Annotated in this window: 22 protein-coding genes; 19 read left to right on the forward strand and 3 right to left on the reverse strand. The window is 70.9% G+C overall.

The features are described from left to right. Positions 1-3 precede the first annotated feature (3 nt). The 15 genes from pafA (at position 4) to Sco07f_RS24625 (ending at position 15,134) form a co-directional block, all read left to right on the forward strand. Positions 4-1,365 (forward strand): Pup--protein ligase, encoded by a 1,362-nt coding sequence (gene pafA, locus Sco07f_RS24555; RefSeq protein ID WP_007447838.1) that lies wholly within the window; start codon positions 4-6, stop codon positions 1,363-1,365. 164 nt (positions 1,366-1,529) lie between these two features. Beyond that, the gene (locus Sco07f_RS24560) at positions 1,530-2,534 is read left to right on the forward strand and encodes an FKBP-type peptidyl-prolyl cis-trans isomerase (protein ID WP_007447837.1); all 1,005 of its coding nucleotides are present in this window, start codon (positions 1,530-1,532) and stop codon (positions 2,532-2,534) included. Positions 2,535-2,592: 58 nt separating this feature from the next. Then, positions 2,593-2,964, forward strand: a complete 372-nt coding sequence (locus Sco07f_RS24565; protein WP_007447835.1) for an FKBP-type peptidyl-prolyl cis-trans isomerase — start codon at positions 2,593-2,595, stop codon at positions 2,962-2,964. A 137-nt stretch (positions 2,965-3,101) separates the two neighbouring features. After that, on the forward strand, positions 3,102-4,055 hold the full coding sequence (locus Sco07f_RS24570; protein WP_007447834.1) for a helix-turn-helix transcriptional regulator: 954 nt from the start codon (positions 3,102-3,104) through the stop codon (positions 4,053-4,055). An 18-nt stretch (positions 4,056-4,073) separates the two neighbouring features. Continuing rightward, positions 4,074-5,162: a helix-turn-helix transcriptional regulator gene (locus tag Sco07f_RS24575; RefSeq protein WP_108989215.1), complete on the forward strand. Its 1,089-nt coding sequence runs from the start codon at positions 4,074-4,076 to the stop codon at positions 5,160-5,162. A 47-nt stretch (positions 5,163-5,209) separates the two neighbouring features. Further along, positions 5,210-5,470, forward strand: a complete 261-nt coding sequence (locus Sco07f_RS24580; protein WP_051005905.1) for a hypothetical protein — start codon at positions 5,210-5,212, stop codon at positions 5,468-5,470. 10 nt (positions 5,471-5,480) lie between these two features. Next, positions 5,481-5,675 carry a hypothetical protein gene (locus Sco07f_RS24585; protein WP_007447822.1) on the forward strand — a complete coding sequence of 65 codons (195 nt, stop codon included), beginning with the start codon at positions 5,481-5,483 and terminating at the stop codon, positions 5,673-5,675. Between the two features lie 284 nt (positions 5,676-5,959). After that, on the forward strand, positions 5,960-6,247 hold the full coding sequence (gene tatA / locus Sco07f_RS24590; RefSeq protein ID WP_007447821.1) for a Sec-independent protein translocase subunit TatA: 288 nt from the start codon (positions 5,960-5,962) through the stop codon (positions 6,245-6,247). Between the two features lie 47 nt (positions 6,248-6,294). Beyond that, positions 6,295-7,245: a twin-arginine translocase subunit TatC gene (gene tatC / locus Sco07f_RS24595; RefSeq protein ID WP_007447820.1), complete on the forward strand. Its 951-nt coding sequence runs from the start codon at positions 6,295-6,297 to the stop codon at positions 7,243-7,245. A 67-nt stretch (positions 7,246-7,312) separates the two neighbouring features. Beyond that, entirely contained in the window at positions 7,313-10,165 is a 2,853-nt protein-coding gene (locus Sco07f_RS24600; protein ID WP_007447818.1) for a DEAD/DEAH box helicase, read from the forward strand. Positions 10,166-10,533: 368 nt separating this feature from the next. Further along, a complete protein-coding gene (locus Sco07f_RS24605; protein WP_054103194.1) occupies positions 10,534-12,159 on the forward strand; it encodes a sensor histidine kinase in 1,626 nt (541 codons plus the stop codon). 26 nt (positions 12,160-12,185) lie between these two features. Continuing rightward, entirely contained in the window at positions 12,186-12,563 is a 378-nt protein-coding gene (locus tag Sco07f_RS24610) for a roadblock/LC7 domain-containing protein (protein ID WP_167308645.1), read from the forward strand. Continuing rightward, the gene (locus Sco07f_RS24615; protein ID WP_087791846.1) at positions 12,560-12,976 is read left to right on the forward strand and encodes a DUF742 domain-containing protein; all 417 of its coding nucleotides are present in this window, start codon (positions 12,560-12,562) and stop codon (positions 12,974-12,976) included. Before Sco07f_RS24610 ends, Sco07f_RS24615 begins: the two co-directional genes overlap by 4 nt. Continuing rightward, complete coding sequence (locus Sco07f_RS24620) at positions 12,957-13,577, forward strand: GTP-binding protein (RefSeq protein ID WP_054103193.1); 621 nt, start codon at positions 12,957-12,959, stop codon at positions 13,575-13,577. The genes Sco07f_RS24615 and Sco07f_RS24620 overlap by 20 nt, the downstream gene beginning before the upstream one ends. Before the next feature lie 60 nt (positions 13,578-13,637). Further along, entirely contained in the window at positions 13,638-15,134 is a 1,497-nt protein-coding gene (locus Sco07f_RS24625) for a cytochrome P450 (protein WP_108989216.1), read from the forward strand. A gap of 16 nt (positions 15,135-15,150) precedes the next feature. Here the strand turns inward: Sco07f_RS24625 and Sco07f_RS24630 are convergent, their stop codons facing one another. After that, complete coding sequence (locus tag Sco07f_RS24630) at positions 15,151-16,101, reverse strand: RluA family pseudouridine synthase (RefSeq protein WP_108989217.1); 951 nt, start codon at positions 16,099-16,101, stop codon at positions 15,151-15,153. A 107-nt stretch (positions 16,102-16,208) separates the two neighbouring features. Between Sco07f_RS24630 and Sco07f_RS24635 the strand changes: the two genes are divergently transcribed. Continuing rightward, complete coding sequence (locus Sco07f_RS24635) at positions 16,209-16,790, forward strand: GNAT family N-acetyltransferase (RefSeq protein ID WP_007447806.1); 582 nt, start codon at positions 16,209-16,211, stop codon at positions 16,788-16,790. A 10-nt stretch (positions 16,791-16,800) separates the two neighbouring features. Here the strand turns inward: Sco07f_RS24635 and Sco07f_RS24640 are convergent, their stop codons facing one another. Next, complete coding sequence (locus Sco07f_RS24640; protein WP_108989218.1) at positions 16,801-17,643, reverse strand: siderophore-interacting protein; 843 nt, start codon at positions 17,641-17,643, stop codon at positions 16,801-16,803. 105 nt (positions 17,644-17,748) lie between these two features. Further along, positions 17,749-18,654, reverse strand: a complete 906-nt coding sequence (locus Sco07f_RS24645) for a 5'-3' exonuclease (RefSeq protein ID WP_108989219.1) — start codon at positions 18,652-18,654, stop codon at positions 17,749-17,751. 194 nt (positions 18,655-18,848) lie between these two features. On the opposite strand from Sco07f_RS24645, the gene Sco07f_RS24650 reads away from it, so the two are divergent. The 3 genes from Sco07f_RS24650 to Sco07f_RS24660 all read left to right on the forward strand — a co-directional run bounded on the left by Sco07f_RS24650 (position 18,849) and on the right by Sco07f_RS24660 (position 23,567). Continuing rightward, positions 18,849-19,979, forward strand: coding sequence for a quaternary amine ABC transporter ATP-binding protein (locus Sco07f_RS24650; protein WP_108989220.1), 1,131 nt, complete (start codon positions 18,849-18,851; stop codon positions 19,977-19,979). After that, positions 19,972-22,590, forward strand: coding sequence for an ABC transporter permease/substrate binding protein (locus tag Sco07f_RS24655; RefSeq protein ID WP_108989221.1), 2,619 nt, complete (start codon positions 19,972-19,974; stop codon positions 22,588-22,590). The genes Sco07f_RS24650 and Sco07f_RS24655 overlap by 8 nt, the downstream gene beginning before the upstream one ends. Before the next feature lie 407 nt (positions 22,591-22,997). Further along, entirely contained in the window at positions 22,998-23,567 is a 570-nt protein-coding gene (locus Sco07f_RS24660) for a helix-turn-helix domain-containing protein (RefSeq protein WP_054103187.1), read from the forward strand. Position 23,568: the final 1 nt, after the last annotated feature.

A 23,568-nucleotide genomic window follows, 5' to 3' on the forward strand; every position in this document is an offset into this window, starting at 1 on the left:
GTCATGGACCGCCGCATTTTCGGGCTGGAGAACGAGTACGGCGTCACGTGCACGTTCAGGGGACAGCGCCGCCTGTCGCCTGACGAGGTGGCGCGGTACCTCTTCCGCCGTGTCGTGTCATGGGGCCGCAGCAGCAACGTCTTTCTGCGCAATGGCGCCCGCCTGTATCTCGACGTGGGATCACATCCGGAATACGCGACACCCGAGTGTGACAACGTGACCGAACTCGTCACCCACGACAAGGCGGGCGAGCGCATTCTCGAAGGACTCCTGGTGGACGCCGAACGACGCCTGCACGAGGAGGGAATCGCGGGCGACGTCTACCTCTTCAAGAACAACACCGACTCCGCGGGCAACTCGTACGGTTGTCACGAGAATTATCTCGTGGCCCGGCACGGGGAGTTTTCGCGGCTCGCGGACATCCTCATTCCGTTCCTGGTGACGAGGCAGTTGCTCTGTGGTGCCGGCAAGGTGCTGCAGACGCCGCGCGGTGCGGTGTACTGCGTCAGCCAGCGGGCCGAGCACATCTGGGAGGGCGTCTCCTCGGCGACGACCCGGTCCCGGCCGATCATCAACACGCGTGACGAGCCGCACGCCGACGCGGAGCGCTACCGGCGGCTGCACGTCATCGTGGGCGACTCGAACATGTCCGAGACGACCATGCTGCTCAAGGTCGGCGCGACCGACCTGGTGCTGCGCATGATCGAGGCGGGCACGGTGATGCGGGACCTGACCCTGGAGAACCCGATCCGGGCGATCCGCGAGGTCAGCCACGACATCACCGGGCGACGCAAGGTGCGCCTGGCCAGCGGCCGGGAGGCGTCCGCGCTGGAGGTGCAGCGGGAGTACTACGAGAAGGCCGTCGACTTCGTCGACCGCCGCGGTATCCGCACCGGCACCGTGGAGCGGGTGCTGGAGCTGTGGGGCCGCACACTGGAGGCGATCGAGAACGAGGACCTCGACCGTATCGACACCGAGATCGACTGGGTCATGAAGTACAAGCTGCTGGAGCGGTACCGGGCCAAGCACAACATGACCATGTCGCATCCGCGGGTCGCGCAGATAGACCTCGCGTACCACGACATCCACCGTCGTCGTGGTCTGTACTACCTGCTCGAGAAGAAGGGGCAGGCCGCCCGGGTCGCGAACGACCTGAAGATCTTCGAGGGCAAGTCCGTTCCGCCGCAGACCACTCGGGCCCGGCTGCGCGGCGACTTCATCCGGCGGGCCCAGGAGCAGCGCCGGGACTTCACCGTCGACTGGGTCCACCTCAAGCTCAACGACCAGGCGCAGCGCACCGTGTTGTGCAAGGACCCGTTCCGTTCGGTGGACGACCGGGTGGAGAAGCTGATCGCCGGTATGTGACCCGGACCCGGTGAGGCCGGACGGGTGAGACACGCGTCTCCGCACGAAAGGGCGGAACGTCACACGGGCACCGTACGTTAGCCGTACGGTGCCCTTCTCACGCCGTAGAGTTGCGCGCACGCCAGCCATCAGGACCGACCCGATACCGATACGAGGCCCCCACCGTGCGCCGACGCTCACTCCTCATCGCCGTCCCCGCGGGACTGGTCACGCTCGCCGCCTGCGGTGACGACGACTCAGGCTCATCGAGCAACGCGAGCGACAGCGCGTCGCCGGAGGCGTCGGCCACCTCGGCACCGCCACCGCCGAAGATCGTCGACGGTCCGCTGCCGGCGATCACCGCGGGGACGAAGTTCGACGAGAAGCCGACGGTGGCGAAGGGCAGTGGCGAGCCGTCCAAGGACCTCGCGGTGAAGACGGTCGTCGCGGGCGGCGGCAAGGCCGTCGCGGAGAACGACTTCGTCGCGGCGAACTACCTCGGCCAGATCTGGCAGAGCGCGAAGGTCTTCGACAACTCCTACGACCGCAAGACGCCCCTCGTCATCCAGCTCGCGCAGGGCAGCATCATCGACGGCTGGCGGTACGCGCTCACCGGCAAGAAGACCGGCAGCCGCGTGCAGTTCTCCGTGCCGCCGACGTGGGGTTACGGGGAGCAGGGCAACGAGCAGGCGGGCATCAAGGGCGACGACACGCTGGTGTTCGTGGTGGACATCCAGGACACGTTCAACGCGAAGAGCAGTGCCGACGGCAAGAAGGTCGCACAGGACGACGCCGCCCTGCCGAAGGTCGGCACCAACACCGACGGCAAGGCGCCCTCCATCGAGGTGCCGAAGGCCGACGCGCCGAAGAAGCTTGCCGCCGAGTACGTCCTGGAGGGCGACGGCGCCGAGGTGGGGGCCCAGGACAGTGTGCTCGTGCAGTACAAGGGCGTGCTGTGGGACGGTGGCAAGGAGTTCGACTCGACGTACGGCAGGAAGCAGCTGACGTCGTTCTCCCTGCAGCAGGTCGTCAAGGGCTGGGCGCAGGGCCTGACGGGCAAGAAGGTGGGCAGCCGCGTCCTCATCGTCATCCCGCCGGACCTGGGTTACGGGGACAGTCCGCCCGAGGGCAGCGGCATCAAGAAGGACTCCACGCTGGTCTTCTCCGTGGACATCCTCGCGAAGATGTGACGTCCGGGGATGTAAGACTTGGGCGTTGCCTTTCCGCAGACAAGCAGGAGCTGAACACGTGAGCATCGACAAGCCCGAGGTCGACTTCCCGGGCGGCGAGCCCCCGGCGGACCTCGAGATCAAGGACATCTGGGAGGGCGACGGCCCGGTTGCCGAGGCCGGTCAGACCGTGACCGTCCACTACGTGGGCGTGACCTTCAGCACGGGCGAGGAGTTCGACGCCAGCTGGAACCGCGGGACGCCGTTCCGCTTCCCGCTCGGTGGCGGCCGCGTCATCGCCGGCTGGGACCGGGGCGTGCAGGGCATGAAGGTCGGCGGCCGCCGCCAGCTGACCATCCCGGCGCACCTCGCCTACGGCGACCAGAGCCCGACCCCGGCGATCCCGGCCGGCTCGACGCTGATCTTCGTGGTCGATCTGCTCGGAGTCTGACCGAAGTCCGAGCGGACGGCGATCAGAGCCGGTCACCTGGGGTCCATGCCTGTCCGGGCGTGGGCCCTCGGCTTTTGCCGCGCCACCGCGGGGCGGTACGGTCATCCGTCGTAAGCACCATAGGGAGAAGGGCGTCGATGGCCATTGCCAAGGCCGAGCGGCTGATGAACCTGGCGCTGTGTCTGCTCGGGACACGGCGGCCACTCAGCAAGCGCGAGCTGCGCGAGTCTGTCGAGGCCTATCTCGAGGCGGGCTCCGACGACTCCTTCAACCGCATGTTCGAGCGTGACAAGGACGATCTGCGCGAACTCGGACTGGTCATCGAGACCGTGGAGAGCCTCGACGGCGAGATCGGCTACCTGGCCCGCCGGGACAGCAACCGGCTGCCGGCCATCACCCTGGACGCCGAGGAGGCCGCCGCGCTCGGGCTGGCCGCGAAGGTGTGGCAGCAGGCGCGGCTCGCCGGGGCGGCGAGCGGCGCGCTGCAGAAGCTTCGGGCGGCCGGGCTGCCCGAGGACGTCGACCCGTACGAGGCGCACGGTGCACTGGAGCCGCGCATCCCGGTGCACGAGGCCGCCTTCGAGCCGCTGATGCTGGCCTGCCGCGACCGCCGGCCGGTGGTCTTCGACTACCGCAAGGCGAACGCGGCCCAGCCCGAGCCCCGGCTCGTGGAGCCGTGGGCGCTGGAGTGCTGGCGCGGCCACTGGTACCTGGCGGGTTTCGACCGCGACCGGGGTGCCGAGCGGGTGTTCCGGCTGTCGCGGATCACGGGGAAGGTCCGGTCGCGCGGCGCGCGGTTCACCGCACCGGTTCCCGACGTCGTCACGGTCCGGGAGACGGTCGCGAGCTGGGCGGGGGAGACCGCCGACCGGTCCGCGCTGATCCGGCTGCGCACGGGCGCGGGGTACCCCCTTCGGGCGAAGGCCACCGGGGTGCGGGAACTCGGTGACGGCTGGGACGAGTTGGAGATTCCGTACGGGCACGGCCTGGACGCCTGGCTGGTGGAGTTCGGGCCGGACGTGGTGGTGCTGGAGCCCGCGGAGTTGCGTGCGGACGTGGTGGACCGGCTGCGTGCCGTGGCCAAGGGCTGAGGGGGAGCGGACAACACTGTGGCAGGCAAACCGGTCAGGCCCGTGAACGCCATCGACCAGACCCGGCGGATGCTGTCCCTGGTGACGTATCTGCGCGAGCGCCCCGGCGCCCGCGTCGAGGACGTGGCGCGGGCCTTCGGCATCACCGAGGACGAGCTGGTCTCCGACCTCGACGTACTTCCGATGTGCGGGACCAGCTTCCGCGGCGGCGATCTGCTGGACATCGACACCGACGGCGAGCGCATCTGGTGGCACAACCCCGCCGCGCTCGGCGCGGACGCCGCCGAGCCGCTGCGGCTGGCCGCCGACGAGGCGACCGCGCTGCTCGTCGCGGCGCGGGCCGTCGCGACCCTGCCGGGCCTGCGCGAGAGCGACCGGCAGGCGCTGCTGCGGGCGACCGCCAAGGTGGAGACCTCGGCCGGTGAGGCCGCGGGTGCCAGCTCGCGGCTGTCCGTCACCTTCGAGTCCGAGGGCGGCGTCTTCGCCGACGTCGACCGGGCCATCTCGGAGCGCCGCCGGCTGTGGATCCGCTACTACTCGCCGGCCCGTGACGAGGTCACCGAGCGGGAGATCGACCCCATCCGGCTGGTCAGCGTCGGGCACACCTACGTGGAGGCCTGGTGCCGCCGCTCCGAGGCCCGGCGCACCTTCCGGCTGGACCGGGTGGCCGAGATCCGCATCCTGGACGAGCCGTCCGCGCCCCCGGAGGTGGAGCTGCGGGACCTGTCGGAGGGCCTGGTGCAGCCCGCCGCCGAGGATCCCGAGGTGGTCGTGGAGGTCGGCCCCGGCGGACGCTGGGTCGCCGAGTACTACCCGCACGACAGCGCGGACGAACTGCCCGACGGCGGACTGCGTATCACCCTGCGCACGCCCGACCCCGCCTCCCTGCGGCGCCTGGCGCTGCGGCTGGGGCGCGACGGCCGGATCGTCTCCCCGGCCGGGCTCGCCGACAGCGCCCGGCAGGCCGCCCGCGAGGCGCTGGCCGCGTACGACGGGATGGAGGCGGCCGGCACGCACGGCGGGGACGGGACGGTCGCCGGGGCCGGCGCGCGCACCCGCGCGGAGGCGGTCGACGGGCGGCACGACAGGCAGGAGCGAGCACTGTGAGCGACCCCCTGGGGCCAACCGGGTTCACCGGTCCGTCCGGGCCGGGCATGACGGCGGCGGCCGCGTTCGCCGGCATGAGACGCGTGTCACCGGTCGTGTTCAAGGCGGGCTGCCCGGACTGCCGGGGCCGTTTCGAACTCGCCGCGAGCGCCCTGCGCCTGGCCATCGGTGCCACGAGCCGGACCACCTTCTACTCGTTCACCTGCCCGGAGTGCGGGTCGGCCGTGCGCAAGCCGGCGGGGGAGCGGGTGGTGGAGCTGCTCACCGGCGGCGGGGTCAGGACTCTGCGGCTGCACTCCACCGTCTAGTCTCGACCTCATGTTCTGGCCGATGTTCGCGGTTGCCGTGGGTTTCCTGGGTCTCGCCGTCCTCGCGGTGTTCGCCGTGAAGGTGTTCGTGGAGGCGCAGCGCCTCGGCCGGCAGGTGACGGACTCCGCCCACCGGATCAGCCGCGCCGCGGAGGAGCTGGAGCGGGCGAGCGAGAGCGCCGCCCGTGCGGTGGACGCTCTGTGAACCCCTGAAGTCCTCCGCGGGGAGGCGCCGGTGACCCCATAGGCGGGTGTGAGCTATGTTTTGGGACACTTCGCCCTGTCACCTCACGGGTCCCGGACGGTACGCTGCTGGTCGCGGCCAGGAAAACGAGGCCCGGTCGCGGACGGGAGTACGCACGGGGATTGCCTCACGTTTACCCCTGAGCGTTACGATCGCTGCACAAGACGATCGATCGGACATATGTCCGGCCGGTCGGACAGAGACAGCACCCCCACCCAGCCGCCTCGGTGAGAAGGTAAAGACTTATGTTCGGAAGGCTCGGCGCCCCCGAGATCATTCTCATCCTCGTCGTGATCATCCTGCTGTTCGGCGCGAAGAAGCTTCCGGACATGGCGCGGTCGCTCGGCAAGTCGGCGCGCATCCTCAAGAGCGAGGCCAAGGCGATGAAGAGCGAGGCCAAGTCCGACGACTCCGCTCCGGCCGACCCGCCGAACCCCGAGCAGTCCGCGGCGCAGCGCACCATCCAGGCCGCCCCCGGCGACGTGACCAGCTCCCGGCCGGTCACCGAGCCGACGGACACGACCAAGCGCTGACGCAGGGCCGGTGACCTCCGGCCCGCCGCACGAGATGGGAACGTGGGTTGCTGAAGTCTGCCCGCAACAAGGAGAAGGATCCCGAGGGGCGGATGCCGCTCGCGGAACACCTTCGTGAGCTCCGCAACCGGCTCGCGAAGGCGCTGCTGGCGATCGTGGTCGTCACTGTCGTCGCCGCCTTCTTCTACGAGGAGATCATCAACGTCCTCACGGAACCGATCCTCGAGTCGATCGGCTGTGAGAAGTCGTTCGCGGAGCTGGCCCAGTCGGAGGCCGGCTCGAAGCCGTGCGCGCAGATCACCCTCAACGGTTTGCTCGGCCCCTTCACCCTGGCTCTGAAGGTGTCGCTGACGGCCGGTGTCGTGCTGGCCTCCCCGGTCTGGCTCTACCAGCTGTGGGCGTTCGTCGCCCCGGGCCTGCACCGCAAGGAGAAGAAGTACGCCTACGCGTTCGTCGCCACCGGTGCCCCGCTGTTCCTCGTCGGCGCCTACTTCGCGTACGCGGTGCTTCCCACCTCGGCGAAGGTGCTGATCGAGTTCACGCCGAGCAACGTCGACAACCTGCTGCCGCTGGACGAGCTGCTCGACCTCGTCACGCGCATGGTGATCGTCTTCGGTCTCTCCTTCGAGCTGCCCCTGCTGCTGGTGATGCTCAACCTCACCGGAGTGCTGAGCGGCAAGCGGATGCTCGGCTGGTGGCGCGCGATGATCATGGGGATCACCCTGTTCGCGGCCATCGCCACGCCCAGCACCGACCCCCTGACGATGATCCTGCTGGCCGGTCCCATCTGGGTCCTGTACTTCGCCGCGGTCACCTTCTCCCTGCTGAACGACCGCCGCAAGGCCCGCCGCGAGGCCCTGGAGCCCGACGACGACGAGGCGTCCGAGCTGGACCTCACGCCCGAGGCCATCGGCGAGGTCGAGGCCGTGACCACCGCCCGCGCGCTGCCCGAGCAGGCGACGACGGACCGGGTCAACGGGTACGACGACGTGACCTGAGGGACGCAGGGGCGGTGACCGCAGGCGTCGCCGCCCCCACGGAACCCCCACACGGCCGATCCGGATAATGATCGTCCTGTTGTCAGTGCGGCCCGGTACGCTCGAAAGCACGATGACAGAGGATCTCTCACCGGCCGAGCGGTACGCGGCAGCCCGTCAGCGCGCTGCCGAGCAGGCCACCGCGCTCGCCACCTTCCGCGAGATGTACGACTTCGGCCTCGACCCCTTCCAGATCGAGGCCTGTCAGGCGCTCGAGGCGGGCAAGGGCGTGCTGGTGGCCGCGCCCACCGGCTCCGGCAAGACGATCGTCGGCGAGTTCGCCGTCCACCTCGCCCTCGAACAGGGCAGGAAGTGCTTCTACACGACGCCCATCAAGGCGCTGTCGAACCAGAAGTACGCCGACCTGTGCCGCCGCTACGGGGCGGACCGGGTGGGCCTGCTCACCGGCGACAACAGCGTGAACTCCGACGCCCCGGTGGTCGTGATGACCACCGAGGTCCTGCGGAACATGCTGTACGCGGGCTCGCAGACCCTCCTCGGCCTCGGTTACGTGGTCATGGACGAGGTGCACTACCTCTCCGACCGCTTCCGCGGCGCCGTGTGGGAGGAGGTGATCATCCACCTGCCCGAGTCCGTGACCCTGGTGTCCCTGTCGGCGACCGTGTCCAACGCCGAGGAGTTCGGCGACTGGCTCGACACCGTGCGCGGCGACACACAGGTGATCGTCTCCGAGCACCGGCCCGTGCCGCTGTTCCAGCACGTGCTGGCCGGCCGCCGGATGTACGACCTGTTCGAGGAGGCCGAGGGCCACAAGAAGGCCGTCAACCCGGACCTGACGCGCATGGCGCGCCTGGAGGCGAGCCGTCCGTCGTACCAGGACCGCAGGCGCGGGCGCGCCATGAAGGAGGCCGACCGGGAGCGGGAGCGCAGACAGCGCTCGCGCGTGTGGACGCCGAGCCGGCCCGAGGTCATCGAGCGGCTGGACTCCGAGGGCCTGCTGCCCGCGATCACCTTCATCTTCAGCCGGGCCGGCTGCGAGGCCGCCGTCCAGCAGTGCCTCTACGCCGGCCTCAGGCTCAACGACGAGGGCGCGCGGGAGCGGGTCCGGACCCTCGTCGAGGAGCGCACCGCCTCCATCCCGCGTGAGGACCTGCACGTCCTGGGCTACTACGAGTGGCTGGAGGGCCTGGAGCGCGGCATCGCCGCCCACCACGCGGGCATGCTGCCCACCTTCAAGGAGGTCGTCGAGGAGCTGTTCGTACGCGGTCTGGTGAAGGCCGTCTTCGCGACCGAGACCCTGGCCCTCGGCATCAACATGCCCGCCCGCTCGGTCGTCCTCGAGAAGCTCGTCAAGTGGAACGGCGAGCAGCACGCCGACATCACTCCCGGCGAGTTCACCCAGCTCACCGGCCGGGCCGGCCGGCGCGGCATCGACGTCGAGGGCCACGCCGTGGTGCTGTGGCAGCGCGGCATGAACCCGGAGCACCTCGCCGGACTGGCCGGCACCCGCACCTATCCGCTGCGCTCCAGCTTCCGGCCGTCGTACAACATGGCGGTGAACCTGGTCGAGCAGTTCGGCCGGCACCGCTCGCGGGAGCTGCTCGAGACGTCGTTCGCGCAGTTCCAGGCGGACAAGTCGGTCGTCGGCATCTCCCGGCAGGTGCAGCGCAACGAGGAGGGGCTGGAGGGCTACCAGGCCTCCATGACCTGCCACCTCGGCGACTTCGACGAGTACGCCCGGCTGCGCCGCGAGCTGAAGGACCGCGAGCAGGAGCTGGCCCGGCAGGGCGCCAACCAGCGGCGTGCCGAGGCGGCCGTGGCGCTGGAGAAGCTGAAGCCGGGCGACGTCATCCACGTGCCCACCGGCAAGTACGCGGGCCTCGCCCTGGTCCTCGACCCGGGGCTGCCCGCCGGGCGCTCCAACGGCCACCGCGGCTTCGACCACCACGACGGGCCCCGCCCGCTGGTGCTGACGGCCGAGCGGCAGGTCAAGCGGCTGGCGTCGATCGACTTCCCGGTGCCCGTCGAGGCGCTGGACCGGATGCGGATCCCGAAGTCCTTCAACGCGCGCTCGCCGCAGTCCCGCCGCGACCTGGCCTCCGCGCTGCGCACCAAGGCCGGGCACATCCCGCCGGAGCGGGCCCGCAAGAAGCGCTCCCAGGCCGCCGACGACCGGGAGATCGCCCGGCTGCGCAAGGCGATCCGCGCCCACCCCTGCCACGGCTGCGACGACCGCGAGGACCACGCCCGCTGGGCCGAGCGCTACCACCGGCTGCTGCGCGACACCTCGCAGCTGGAGCGCCGGATCGAGGGCCGGACCAACACCATCGCCCGCACCTTCGACCGGATCGTGGCGCTGCTGACGGAGCTGGACTACCTGCGCGGCGACGAGGTCACCGAGCACGGCAAGCGCCTGGCGCGGCTCTACGGCGAGCTGGACCTGCTCGCCAGCGAGTGCCTGCGCGAGGGCGTCTGGGAGGGGCTGTCCCCGGCGGAGCTGGCCGCCTGCGTCTCGGCGCTGGTCTACGAGTCCCGGGCCGCCGACGACGCCATGGCCCCGAAGGTGCCCTCGGGCAGGGCCAAGGCCGCGCTCGGCGAGACGGTCCGCATCTGGGGCCGGCTGGACGCTCTGGAGGAGGACTTCCGGATCAGCCAGACCGAAGGCGTGGGCCAGCGCGAGCCCGACCTCGGCTTCGCCTGGGCGGCCTACATGTGGGCGTCCGGCAAGGGCCTCGACGAGGTGCTGCGCGAGGCGGAGATGCCGGCCGGCGACTTCGTGCGCTGGTGCAAGCAGGTCATCGACGTCCTCGGCCAGATCGCGGCCGCCGCGCCGGGCGCCGGCTCCACCGTCCCGAAGAACGCGCGCAAGGCGGTCGACGAACTGCTGCGCGGGGTGGTCGCCTACTCGTCCGTGGGCTGACCCGGCCCCGACACCCCACAGGCCCGGCGGGAACCCCCGCCGGGCCTGCGCGCGTTCCGGGCCGCTTCGGCACCGCTTTCCCTCATCACGGTGAGTGGTCTTCGCACACCCTGAAGGCATTACTCCGTGTGTTCGAACGACTCCCCGGCGTGCAAATGGGCCCGACCATACTCCAGTCCCCGAGCCCGTTTCAGGTGCTTGCCGAATATGACACGACGATGATCCCCCCGGACTAAGCTCGCCCGCAGCGCACCGAGTTGAGGTGTAATCGCGCGCTTGTTCCCAATGCGCCGAAGATCCCGACAACTCCCAGGCATACCCAGCCGAAAGCTTCCCCATCCCCGCCGATTCGTTTTCAGAGGGCCTACATGGTGAGTGTTGATTCCCCTCCAGGTCGCCGTGAACTTCCCTACGCGCGAACGCTGTTGCTGCCGGCCATACTGATGGCCGCGGCCACCGGGGCCGCCGTCGCCCTCGTGACGGAACCGGCCCGGCTCGCCGTCGGCCTGTGCGGTGCCGTCGCCACCCTCCTGGTGCTCACCGCGGCCGCCGAAGCCGTACGCCGCGGCCGCATGCTGCGGACCCAGCGCGCCGAGTACGCCCGTCACACCGCGTATCTGGAGCACCGGGCCGCGAGCCACCACGAGGAGATGGTCCGGCTCGGCGCCGAAGTCATCCCGAACGTCCTGCACTTCATGCGCCGGGGCGCCACGCCCCGCGAGGTGATGAACCGCCTCGGCGAGGTGGACCCCTCCTACCCCGAACTCGGCGAGCCCCAGCGCAAGCTGATCCGCATGGTCTGCGAGATCGTCGACCACGAGGACTCCATGCGCGAGTCCGCCGAGCGCTCCTTCGTCGACATCGCCCGCCGCGTCCAGGCGATCGTCCACCAGCAGAACAAGGAACTCCGCGAGATGGAGGAGGACCACGGGCGCAACCCCGAGGTCTTCGACGACCTCCTGCGCATCGACCACGGCACCTCGCTGATCGGCCGCCTCGCCGACTCCATCTCCGTGATCGGCGGCGGCCGGCCCGGACGCCAGTGGCCCCAGCCGGTCGCCCTCTACAGCGTGCTGCGCGGCGCCATGTCCCGGATCCTCGAGTACCGCCGGATCAACCTGGCCTCCATCGCCAAGGTCAACATCAAGGGCACCGCCGTCGAACCGGTCATCCACGCCGCGGCCGAACTCCTCGACAACGCCACCCGCTACTCGCCGCCCGCCGCCAAGGTGCACGTCACCGCGACCGAGGTGCAGAGCGGGGTGTGCATCGAGATCGAGGACGCCGGGGTCAGCCTCAGCGAGGAGTCCCGCGCCCGCATCGAGGGCCTGCTCGAGCAGGCCAAGCGCGGCACCGACGTGCAGGACCTCGCCCAGCACCCGCGCCTCGGTCTGTCCGTGGTCGGCCGGCTGTGCACGCAGTTCGGCATGGACGTCTCGCTGCGCGCCTCCGCGTACGGCGGGGTCCGCGCCATCCTCATCGTGCCCAGCAAGATGATGACCACCGAGCCCGGCGTCGGCCTCGCCCACGGCATCGGCGCCACCTCCATTCCCACCCCGGGCCCCGACGCCCTGCCCGGACCGCAGCGCAAGCCCAAGAAGCGCCGCCCCACCAGCCCCCGGATTCCCGCCACGGTCTCCCTGGAGGACGACGTTCCCGAGGTGACCGAGTGGACGGCGGGCGGCCTCCCGCAGCGCCGCAGCCGGGTCAAGATGCCGCTCAGCCAGCGCCTCGCCGAGCAGGCCGCGTGGGAGCGGGAGGACGCCGAACGAGAGGCCCGCCAGGCCGCCGAGCGCGCCCGCAACGGCATCCCGGCGCCCGCGGAGCCGGAGCCCGACCGGGACAAGGACCAGGGCGGCCTCCCGCCGGGCCACTTCATCGGCGCCTTCTGGGAGGGGCTCAAGCAGCACCCGGGCAGCACGCAGGCCCACCAGCAGTCCAGCAGCAGCGAGCCGGCCCACGCCCCGGCAGACGACGAGGGGAACCTCAAGTGATCGAGCAGCAAGGCAAGTTCGACTGGATGCTCCGGGACCTCTACGACGGCGTCCCGGGCATCGAGATGATCGTGGTGCTCTCCGCCGACGGCCTGCGCATCGCCCGCTACTCCGGGGACCCGGACGCCGCCGACCGCGTCGCCGCCGCCTGCGCCGGCCTGCAGAGCCTGGCGAGCGCCGTCAGCCAGGAGATCCCCACCAGCGACGGCGACATGAAGATGGTGCTCATCGAGATGAACGGCGGCTACTTCTACCTGATGGCCGCCGGACCCAACGCCTATCTCGCCGTGCTCTCCGACGTCCGCTGCGAACCCGGCCGGATGGGCCTGAGCATGGCCGACCTGGTCGCCCGGATCGGCCCCCACCTCACCAGTCCGGCACGCCGCAACGGGCAGACCGTATGACTCCTCCCAGGCGCCAGAGGCGATCCCCCGGGCCGGACCGGCCCGCCGCGCCGGCCCCGCCCCGCGCAACCGCCAAGGAAGACGAGCTCCCCAACCCCGAGCGGCTCTTCGTCATCGGCGGCGAGGGCGGCGGCGAACGCGCCGACATCGACCTCGTCACCCTGATCGTGGCCCGCGCCGACCCCCCGGTGTCCGCCACCCCGGAAGAGGCGGCCCTGCTGCGGCTGTGCGCGGCGCCCCTGTCCGTGGCCGAGCTGTCGGCCTACCTGAGCCTGCCGTTCAGCGTGGTGACCGTGCTGCTCACCGACCTGCTGGCGAAGGAACTGGTGCAGGCCCGCGCCCCGATCGTCCGCCAGAAGGTCGCCGACCGAAACCTCCTCGAAGCGGTGATGCATGGACTTCAAAAACTCTGACACCATCCCGGGCCCACGGACCGAGGACCGGCTGCCCCACACCGCCGAGGCCGCCGTGAAGATCGTCATCGTGGGCGGCTTCGGCGTCGGCAAGACCACCATGGTCGGCTCGGTCAGCGAGATCAGACCGCTGACCACCGAGGAGACCATGACCCAGGCCGGCATCGGCGTCGACGACAACTACGGCTCCGCCTCCAAGACGGCCACCACCGTCGCCATGGACTTCGGCCGCATCACCATCACCGACGAACTGGTGCTCTACCTCTTCGGCACGCCCGGCCAGGAACGCTTCTGGTTCCTGTGGAACGGCCTGTTCGAGGGCGCCCTCGGCGCCGTCGTCCTGGTCGACACCCGCCGCTTGGAGGTCAGCTTCGACGTCATGGGACGCCTGGAGGAACGCGGTGTGCCCTTCGTGGTCGCCGTCAACACCTTCCCCGACGCGCCCCGGTACCCCGTCGCGGAACTGCGCACCGCGCTCGACCTGCCCGAGGAGATCCCCATCCTCGACTGCGACGTGCGGCGCCGGGCCTCCAGCCGGGACGTCCTGATGACCCTGATGCGCTTCCTGCACGCGCTCGCCATGAAGGGCGCGCTCACCTGACCGCGCGCCCCACCGACAGCCCTTAGACGTGACCCACCCCTTTTGCTGCGGAGCGACACTGTGACGCCTGAACGCCACTCCCCGACCGGAACGGGCGAACCCCTGCTCGAACCACCCCCCGGCTGCCCCGCGCACGGCCTCGGGCCGGGCGGACTGCACCGGCTGCACGAGGCCGACGACCTGGAGGAGCTCTACGAGAGACTGCGCGAGCGGCACGGACCGGTGGCGCCCGCACTGCTCCACGACGACGTACCCATGTGGGTGGTCCTCGGGCACGCCGAGAACCTGCACATGGTCAGCACCCCCTCCCAGTTCTGCCGCGACAGCCGGATCTGGACCCCGCTCAACGAGGGCACGGTCAAGCCCGACCACCCGCTGATGCCGCACATCGCCTGGCAGCCCATCTGCTCCCACGCCGAGGGCGACGAGCACAAACGGCTGCGCGGCGCGGTCACCAGCGCCATGTCCGACCTCGACTTCCGGGAGCTGCGCCGGCACATCAAGCGCTACACCCAGCGCGTCGTCAACCGGTTCAGCGAGGAGGGCCGCGCCGACCTCGTCAGCCAGTTCGCCGAGCACCTGCCGATGGGCGTGATGTGCCATCTGCTCGGCATGCCCGAGGAGTACAACGACCGGCTGGTGGAGGCGGCCCGCGACACCCTCAAGGGCACCGACACGGCGATCGCCAGCCACGCCTACGTCATGGAGGCACTGGGACGGCTCACCGCCGCCCGCCGCGCCGACCCGGCCGACGACATCGCCGGACGTCTCGTCACCCACCCGGCGGGACTCAGCGACGACGAGGTCCGCGAACACCTGCGGGTGGTCCTGCTGGCCGCCTACGAGGCGACCGTCAACCTGATCGCCAACGTGATGCGCGTCGTCCTCACCGACCCGGGCTTCCGCGCCCAGCTCAGCGGCGGGCAGATGACGGTGCCCCAGGCGGTCGAGCAGTCCCTGTGGGACGAGCCGCCGTTCAGCACCGTCTTCGCCTACTTCGCCAAACAGGAGACGGAACTCGGCGGCCAGCGCATCCGCGCCGGCGACGGCCTGCTCCTCGGCATCGCGCCGGGCAACGTCGATCCGCGCATCCGCCCGGACCTGAGCGCGGACATGATGGGCAACCGCGCCCACCTCGCGTTCGGCGGCGGCCCGCACGAATGCCCCGGGCAGGACATCGGCCGCGCCATCGCCGACGCCGGCATCGACGCGCTGCTGATGCGGCTGCCCGACATCCAGCTCGACTGCGACGAGGACGAACTGCGGTGGCGGTCGTCCATCGCGTCGCGGCACCTGGTGGAACTGCCGGTGCGGTTCGAGCCCCGGGCACAGCAGGACATCAGGCAGCAGCCCAGCCACGCCCCCGCCCCCGAACGGCGCGCCCCGTGGCACGTCGGCATGCCGAAACCGGAACAGCGGACCCAGCCGCGACTGCCGTCCCACCCGCCGCAGCCCGTGTCGGTGACGGCCGCCGCGCCCCAGCAGGCGCCGGACCCGGAGAACGGCCGGCTCCGCGGTGCCTGGCAGCGGTTCCTGCGCTGGTGGCGCGGCTACTGACGCCGGGACCGGTCCGCTACGCCGCCCAGTCCTCGTACGCCGACCAGGCGCCGAGCGACCGGCCGCTGCGGAAACGGTGCTCGCGCCCCGTGACCGGGTCGGTGAACGCCAGCTCCCGCGCGAGCAGTTGCAGCGGGCGCCGGAAGTCACCGGCCGGCACGGGGGCGGCCACCTCGGGATACAGGGGGTCGCCGAGGATCGGGACGCCGAGCGCGCTCATGTGCACGCGCAGCTGATGGGTCTGGCCGGTGCCGGGGACCAGCCGGTACCGGCCGAGCCCGCGGTCCGGCCGGCGGGCGATCAGCTCGACACGGGTCACCGCGTTCGGCTCGCCGTCCACCTCACGGGCGGCGAGCACCCCGCGCTCCTTCAGGATCCGGCTGCGCACCGTCCGGGGCAGGACGAGCGAGGGGTCGTACGGCGCGACCGCCTCGTACTCCTTGCCCACCCGCCGGTCGGCGAACAGCCGCTGGTACGCGCCGCGTTCCTCCGGGCGCACGGTGAACAGGACCAGCCCCGCCGTGAGCCGGTCGAGCCGGTGCGCGGCGCCCAGCGCCGGGACGGCCAGGTCCCGGCGCAGCCGCGCCAGCGCGGTCTGCGTGACGTGGCCGCCGCGCGGGGTGGTGGCCAGGAAGTGCGGCTTGTCCACGACGACGATGTGCTCGTCGCGGTACACGACCTCCAGCGGGAAGGGCACCGGCACCTCGGCGGGCGGCTCGCGGTGGAACCACACGAACATGCCCGGCTCGTACGGCGCGTCGCCCGCCACGGGGCGCCCGTCGGCCCCGACGAACGACCCGGCGTCGAACATGCCGTCCACCACACCGGCGCCCGCGCCCGACAGCCGCTCCCTCAGGTGCTCGCGCACCGTGGACCACGGCCCGTCGGCGGGCAGCCGCACCCGCACCGCGTCGATGCCGTCGCGCTGCGGCAGGGGCGAGGGCGGGGGAGGGGTACGGCGTCTCATCACCTGCCAGCGTACGAGGCGGCGCCCCGCGGCGGTGGGCCGAGCCGTCCGGGTGGGCCCGGAAAACCGCTGGGCCGCCTGCCGCCTCCGTTGGCAGGATGCCGCCCATGCCCTATCTGACCCGCCCGGTCCTCGCCGCCGGCACCCTTTCCCGCACCCCGCAACCCACCCTCCCCTCCGGCGACGGGCTGCTGCTGCGCCCGTGGCGCACCGAGGACGCCCCCGCCGTGCACGCGGCCTTCCAGGACCCGGTGATGCACCAGTGGCACGTCCGCGCCGCCGACTCCGAGGAGGAGGTGCGGGGCTGGATCAGCGAGTGGCAGCATGCCTGGGAGCAGGAGCGCGGCGTCCAGTGGGCGGTCGCGGACGCGGCGGACGACCGGCTGCTCGGCCGGGTCGCACTGCGCGAGTGGGTGCTCGGCGAGGGGGTGGCCGAGGTCGCCTACTGGACGACGGCGGGTGCCCGTGGCCGCGGCGTCGCCGCACGGGCCACGCGGACCCTCGCCCACTGGGCCCTGGACGAGATCGGCTTCCAGCGCCTGGAACTCCTGCACGCCGTGGCCAACGAGGCCTCGTGCCGGGTCGCTCAGAAGACCGGCTTCGCCCTGGAGGGCACCAAGCGCCGTGCCGTGCTCCACCCCGACGGCTGGCACGACATGCACCTGCACGCGCGCGTGCGCGGCGACTGACCCGGAGGCGTTACGCCGCCGTGGGGCCCTCCTGCTCGGCCTCGACGCGGGCGTTCCACTCGCGCTTGGAGGCCTGCCAGCCGTCCTCGTTGTGGCCGAGCCGCCAGTAGCCGGAGATCGACAGGTCCTCGCGGGGGATCTCGCGCTCCACGCGCAGGTACCGGCGCAGTTCCTTCACGCAGGCAGCCTCGCCGTGGACGAACGCGTGCAGCCTGCCCTCGGGGAACTCCAGCGCGCGCACGGCCTCGACCAGGGCCTGCCCGACCGGGCGTCCCGCGCGGTGCAGCCAGACGACGTCCACGTCGGAGTCGATCTTCTGCTCCTCCTCGGGCCCCTCGACCTCGACGAAGGCGAACGCGCGGGCGCCGTCGGGCAGCGCCTCCAGGGAGCGGGCGATCGCGGGCAGCGCGCTCTCGTCACCGGCGAGCAGGTGCCAGTCGGCGGCGGGGTCGGGGGCGTAGGCGCCGCCGGGGCCCATGAAGTGGATCGTCTCGCCCGGCCGCACCCGCTTCGCCCAGGGCCCGGCGAGCCCCTCGTCGCCGTGGACGACGAAGTCCAGCGTCATCTCCCGGTGCTCGGCGTCCCAGTGGCGGACGGTGTACGTCCGGGTCACCGGCCACTGCTCGCGGGGAAAGTCCTCGCGGATCCGCTCCATGTCGAAGGGCTCCGGGTAGGTCGCGCCCCCGGCGGGGAAGAGCAGCTTCACGTAGTGGTCGGTGCAGGTGTCCGCCGAGAACGCGGCCAGTCCCTCGCCGCCGAGCACCACACGCTGCATGTGCGGGGTCAGCCGCTCGGTGCGGACGACCTGCGCGGTGTGCGGCTTGCGCGGCTTGCGTGCCGGACGGTCTGCCATGACGGCCTCCCTGTTCCCTGCGTGCGATTCCCCGAGTTAGGTATGCCTAAGCTAGCATCCCGGTCCTGCGCGACGCTCGAGGAACGGGTGCCCACGCCGCACGGTTCAGACGGTGAGCGTGGTCAGCAGCCGTTGCAGTGATCCGCCGAGCCCCCAGCGGGCGGCCAGCGCGTCCAGTGCCCCGGGGTCGCGCGGGCCGCGGGGCAGCGCGGTGCCGGTGCCCGGCAGCGGGACGTCGCCCGCCACCCGTACGACCTTCGGGGCGACCTCGAGATACGGTCCGGCCTCGGTGAGCCGCTTGCGCTGCGAGGGCGTGAGCTTCGCCTTCGGGTCGTCGACGGCGGCCCGGATCCCGGCCAGGTCACCGAACTCGGCGAGCAGCTTGGCGGCCGTCTTCTCGCCGATGCCGGGCACGCCGGGCAGGCCGTCGCTGGGGTCGCCCCGCAGCAGCGCCAGATCGGCGTAGCCGCTCCCGTCGACGCCGTACTTCTCGCGCAGCGCGGCCTCGTCGACGAGGTTGAGCGTGCCGACGCCCTTGACCGGGTAGAGCACGCGCACCCCGCGGGCGTCGTCGACGAGCTGGTAGAGGTCCCGGTCGCCGGTGACGATGTCGACCGGGCCGGTGGCCCGCGCGGTGTAGGTGCCGATGACGTCGTCCGCCTCGTACCCGGGCACGCCCACGCGGGCGATGCCCAGCGCGTCGAGTACGGACTCGATGACCGGCACCTGCGGGGACAGCGTGTCGGGCACCTCCTCCTCGTCGGGGCCCGCCGGACGCTCCTCGGCCACCCGGTGCGCCTTGTAGGAGGGGATCAGCTCCACCCGCCAGTGCGGGCGCCAGTCGGCGTCCATGCAGGCCACCAGGTGGTCGGGGCGGTGGTCCTTCACCAGGCGGTCGATGAAGTCCAGCAGGCCGCGCACGGCGTTCACCGGCGTGCCGTCGGGCGCCTTCACCGAGTCCGGTACACCGAAGTAGGCGCGGAAGTAGAGGGAAGCGGTGTCGAGAAGCATCAGTCGTCCGGTCACGCCTCGCAATCATGCCGCAGGTCGTGTGCGCGGACGGGGGAGGGCGTGTGAACTGGCTCACTTGAATGTTTGGCGCATAAGCATCGGGGCAGGCGCGCAGCCGGGCCGAAGCTGGTTGATGCATTCAACTGTTAGGGGAGCTTTGGGCCCTGCCCCTGCCCCCGACCCAAGAGGTAAGCGTGTCAGCCAGACTAGAGGCCGAGAACCTGTACAAGGTCTTCGGCAGGAAACCGGACCAGGCGGTCGAACGACTGCGCCAGGGGGACGTCCGCAAGAACCAGGGAGAGGTCCGGGAGGACCAGAAGGACATCCGCGAGGAACTGCGCGCCGACGGCACCACCGCCGCCGTCATCGACGCGTCCTTCACCGTGGAGCCCGGCGAGATCTTCGTGGTCATGGGGCTGTCCGGATCAGGCAAGTCCACGCTGCTGCGCATGCTCAACGGTCTGTCGGAGCCGACCGCCGGGCACGTCCGCTTCGGGGGCCAGGACCTCACCGAGCTCAGCGACCGCGAGCTGCGCATGGTCCGTTCCATGAAGATCAGCATGGTCTTCCAGCACTTCGCGCTCTTCCCCCACCGCAGCGTCCGTGACAACGCTGCCTACGGACTTGAAGTGCAGGGCGTGCCCCGCGCCGAGCGCGAACGCCGCGCCGACGAGGCGCTCGCCCTGTGCGGCCTGGCCGGCTGGGAGAAGTCCTGGCCGGACGAGCTGTCCGGCGGCATGCAGCAGCGTGTCGGCCTGGCCCGCGCGCTCGCCACCGACGCCGACCTGCTGCTGATGGACGAGTCCTTCAGCGCCCTCGACCCGCTGATCCGCCGCGACATGCAGGACCAGCTGCTCGACCTCCAGAAGACCCTGAAGAAGACCATCGTCTTCATCACCCACGACCTCAACGAGGCCATGCGCCTGGGCGACCGCATCGCCGTCATGCGGGACGGCCGGATCGTGCAGATAGGCACCGCGCAGGACATCCTGATACGTCCCGCCAACGACTACGTCGCCTCCTTCACCAAGGACGTCGACCGCTCCCGCGTGCTGACCGCCGGAGCCGTCATGGAGACCGACGTGCGCGGCGACGAGGCCGACTGCGACTGCGAGACCGCCACGCCCGACACGCCGTTCTCGGAGCTGTGCGCCATCAGCGCCCGCGTGCCCCACGCGGTGGCCGTGCTCGACGGCGAGCGCCGGCTCGTCGGCGTCGTCCCGGCCCAGCGCCTCATCGGCTTCCTCGGCGACGAGGACGTCGAACCCGGCGTCTGCCAGTCCCCGCGGGACAAGGGCGGCAAGAAGGTGATCAGCCGTGCCTAGGATCCCCCTCGGCGACTGGGTCAACAGCAGCGTCGACTGGCTGCTCGACAACGTCTCCTGGCTCTTCACCTTCCTCAAGGACATCTTCACCGGCGCCTACGACGGCATCAACGCCGTCCTCCAGGCCCCCGAGCCGCTGCTGCTCGCCGGTATCTTCGCCGTGATCGCCTTCTGGCTGCGCGGCACCTTCGCGGGCATCCTCTCCTTCGCCGGGTTCGCCTTCATCGACTCCCTCGAACTGTGGGAGAACGCGATGGTCACCCTGGCGCTCCTGCTGGTCGCCACGATCATCGCCCTGGTCGTCGCGGTGCCGGTGGGCATCTGGGCGGCCCGCTCGGACCGGGTGAGCGCGTTCGTGCGGCCGGTCCTGGACTTCATGCAGACGCTGCCCGCGATGATCTACCTGATCCCCGCGATCCTGTTCTTCGGGACCGGCTCCGCCCCGGGCATCGTGGCCACCCTGATCTTCGCGCTCGCCCCCGGCGTCCGCATGACCGAGCTGGGCATCCGCCAGGTCGACAAGGAACTGGTCGAGGCCGCCGAGGCGTTCGGCACCACGCCCCGCAACACGCTGCTGCGCGTCCAGCTCCCGCTGGCGCTGCCCACGGTGATGGCGGGCGTCAACCAGGTCATCATGCTCGGCCTGTCCATGGCCGCGATCGCCGGCATGGTCGGCACCGGCGGCCTCGGCGGCGACGTCATGGAGTCCATCGGGCAGCTCAACGTCGGCCTCGGCGCCGAGGCCGGTCTCGCCATCGTGATCCTGGCGATCTACCTCGACCGCATGACCAGCGCGCTCGGCACCCACGTCTCCCCGCTGGGCCGCCGCGCCGCCGCCAAGGCACGCGCCGCCAAGGGCCTGAAGATCTGGTCCTACCGCCCCCAGCCGCAGGTCGCCGTGATCGGCATCGTGATCCTCGGCCTGGTGGCCGGCGGCATGGGCATGTTCGGCGGCAACTCCGACGACGTCGACACGGCCGGCGGCGGCAAGAACGTCGGCAACGGCAAGAAGGTCTCCATCGGCTACATCCCCTGGGACGAGGGCGTCGCCTCCACGTTCCTGTGGAGGGAGATCCTCGAACAGCGCGGCTTCGAGGTCGAGGCCAAGCAGTTCGAGGCCGGCCCGCTCTACACCGCGCTCGCCCAGGGCAACATCGACTTCCAGACCGACTCGTGGCTGCCCACCACCCACGAGCAGTACTGGAAGAAGTACGGCAAGCAGCTCGAGGACCTCGGCTCCTGGTACGACGAGACCTCGCTGGAGCTGACCGTCCCGGCGTACATGAAGGACGTCGACTCCCTCGAGGACCTCAAGGGCAAGGCCGACCTCTTCGGCGGCAAGATCACCGGCATCGAGCCCAGCGCCGGTGAGATGAACCTGCTCAAGAGCAAGATCCTCAAGGAGTACGGCCTCGACAAGGAGTACAAGGTCGTCGACAGCTCCACGCCGGCGATGCTGGCCGAGCTGAAGCGGGCCTACAGCAAGAAGGAACCGATCGTCGTCACCCTGTGGTCCCCGCACTGGGCGTACAACGACTACGACCTGAAGAAGCTGAAGGACCCCAAGGGCGCCTGGGGCAAGGGCGACGGCGTGCACACGCTGTCCCGCAAGGGCTTCTCGGACGACAACCCCGTCGTCACCCAGTGGCTCAAGGACTTCTCCATGACGGAGAAGCAGCTCACCAGCCTCGAGGCCGAGATCAACAAGGCCGGCAAGGGGCAGCAGCAGGACGCCGTCCGCACCTGGCTCAAGGCCAACCCGGGTGTCGTCGACAAGCTCGCCCCGGTCGAGAACGCCTCCGGCGGCACCCCCGCCGAGGCCGAGCGCGCCCTCGACGTGGCCTGGTTCCCGTGGGAGGAGGACGTCGCCGTCACCTACCTGTGGAAGAACGTCCTCGAGCGCCGCGGCTACAAGATGAACCTGAAGCAGATGGACGTCGGCCCGGTCTACACCGGCCTGGCCTCCGGCGGCATCGACCTCAACTTCGACGCCTGGCTGCCCTACGCCCAGAGCAACTACTGGAACAAGCACAAGGACAACCTCGTCGACCTGGGCACCTGGTACGAGCCGACCTCCCTGGAGATCGCCGTCCCCTCGTACGTGAAGGACGTCAAGTCCCTCGCGGACCTCAAGGGCAAGAGCGACCTCTTCGACGGGAGGATCATCGGCATCGAGCCCGGCACCGGTGAGATGCAGCTGCTGAAGAACGAGGTCCTGCCGGGCTACGGCCTCGAGGACGAGTACAAGGTCGTCGACGGCTCCACGCCCGCCATGCTGGCCGAGCTCAAGCGCGCCCTCGCCAAGAAGGAGCCGGTCGCGGTCACCCTGTGGTCGCCGCACTGGGCCTACAGCGACTACGAGCTGACCAAGCTGAAGGACCCGAAGAAGGCCTTCGGCGAGGGCAACACGATCCGCACCATCTCCAGCAAGAAGTTCCCCGAGCAGTACCCGCAGCTCACGAAGTGGATCAAGAACTTCAAGATGAGCGAGGACGAGCTGGGCAGCCTGGAGGCTGAGATCAAGGACCGCGGTCAGGGCCACGAGGAGGAAGCAGTCGCGGCCTGGCTGAAGGAGCACCCGGACATGGTCGGCCGGATGACCCCGCAGTAGCGCGCACTCCGCGACGGTCACCCGAGGGGCGGGTCCGGCGGCATCTCCCCGAGACGCCGCCGGACCCGCCCCTCGGGCCGTTCCCGGCCCGGACACGGTAGGAATTCGGCCAACCACGGAGCGCCAACCCCCGGCCTGAGCAGCCCCCGACCGGAGCGCGAGCGGCAGGCGGGAACATGGAAGGCGGCCCACGCCTTGAACGGGTAGGGCGTGCGCGACGGCGCGCGGACCGGCCCGTCGATGGCGAGAACTGTGAGGTCGCGGCCACCGCACCGTGACATCGATGTGACGGCCGCATGAAACGGTTTGCCGAACATGCGTAGGGTGCAGAGAACTCATCAGGAGGACGGCGCCCCGCACGGGACGCGGTGACGGTACGACGACGGGTGAAGGAGGGAGCCGGAGCGATGGGCGACCACAAAGATCAGCACCTCCGGGTGGGCGCGGCCGTACGGCGGCGGCGCCGCGACCTCGAACTCACCCTCGCCGTGGTGGCCGAGCGCAGCGGCCTGTCCGTGCCCTTCCTGAGCCAGATCGAGAACGACCGGGCGCGGCCCAGCCAGACCTCCCTGGAGAAGGTGGCCGACGCCCTGCGCACCACCGCCGTGGAGCTGCTCGCCGCCGCCGACCCCGCGTGCAGCGTCGACGTGGTCCGCGCCGAGGACCCCGACCCCGAGCTGGCGCCCAGGGTGCGTTCCCTGGTGCGCGGGCACCACCAGATGCACGCCTCCGAGTTCACCGGCGACCACGACGCCGGCCGGGAACTGCAGTACCGCAACGACCAGTTGATGTACGTCACCGAGGGCGCCGTGGAGATCGAGGCCGAGGGCCGCGCCTACCGGCTCGGACGGGGCGACACCCTGTACCTCACCGGCGGGGTGCGGCACCGCTGGCGGGCCACGGTGCCCGACACCCGGCTGATCGTCGTCGCCGTCGCCGAGCACATCGAGGCGGTCCGGGAAGGGCCCCGCCGGTGAG

Origin of the sequence: Streptomyces coelicoflavus, from assembly GCF_003112555.1 — a bacterium.
Taxonomy (GTDB): Bacteria; Actinomycetota; Actinomycetes; order Streptomycetales; family Streptomycetaceae; genus Streptomyces; species Streptomyces coelicoflavus.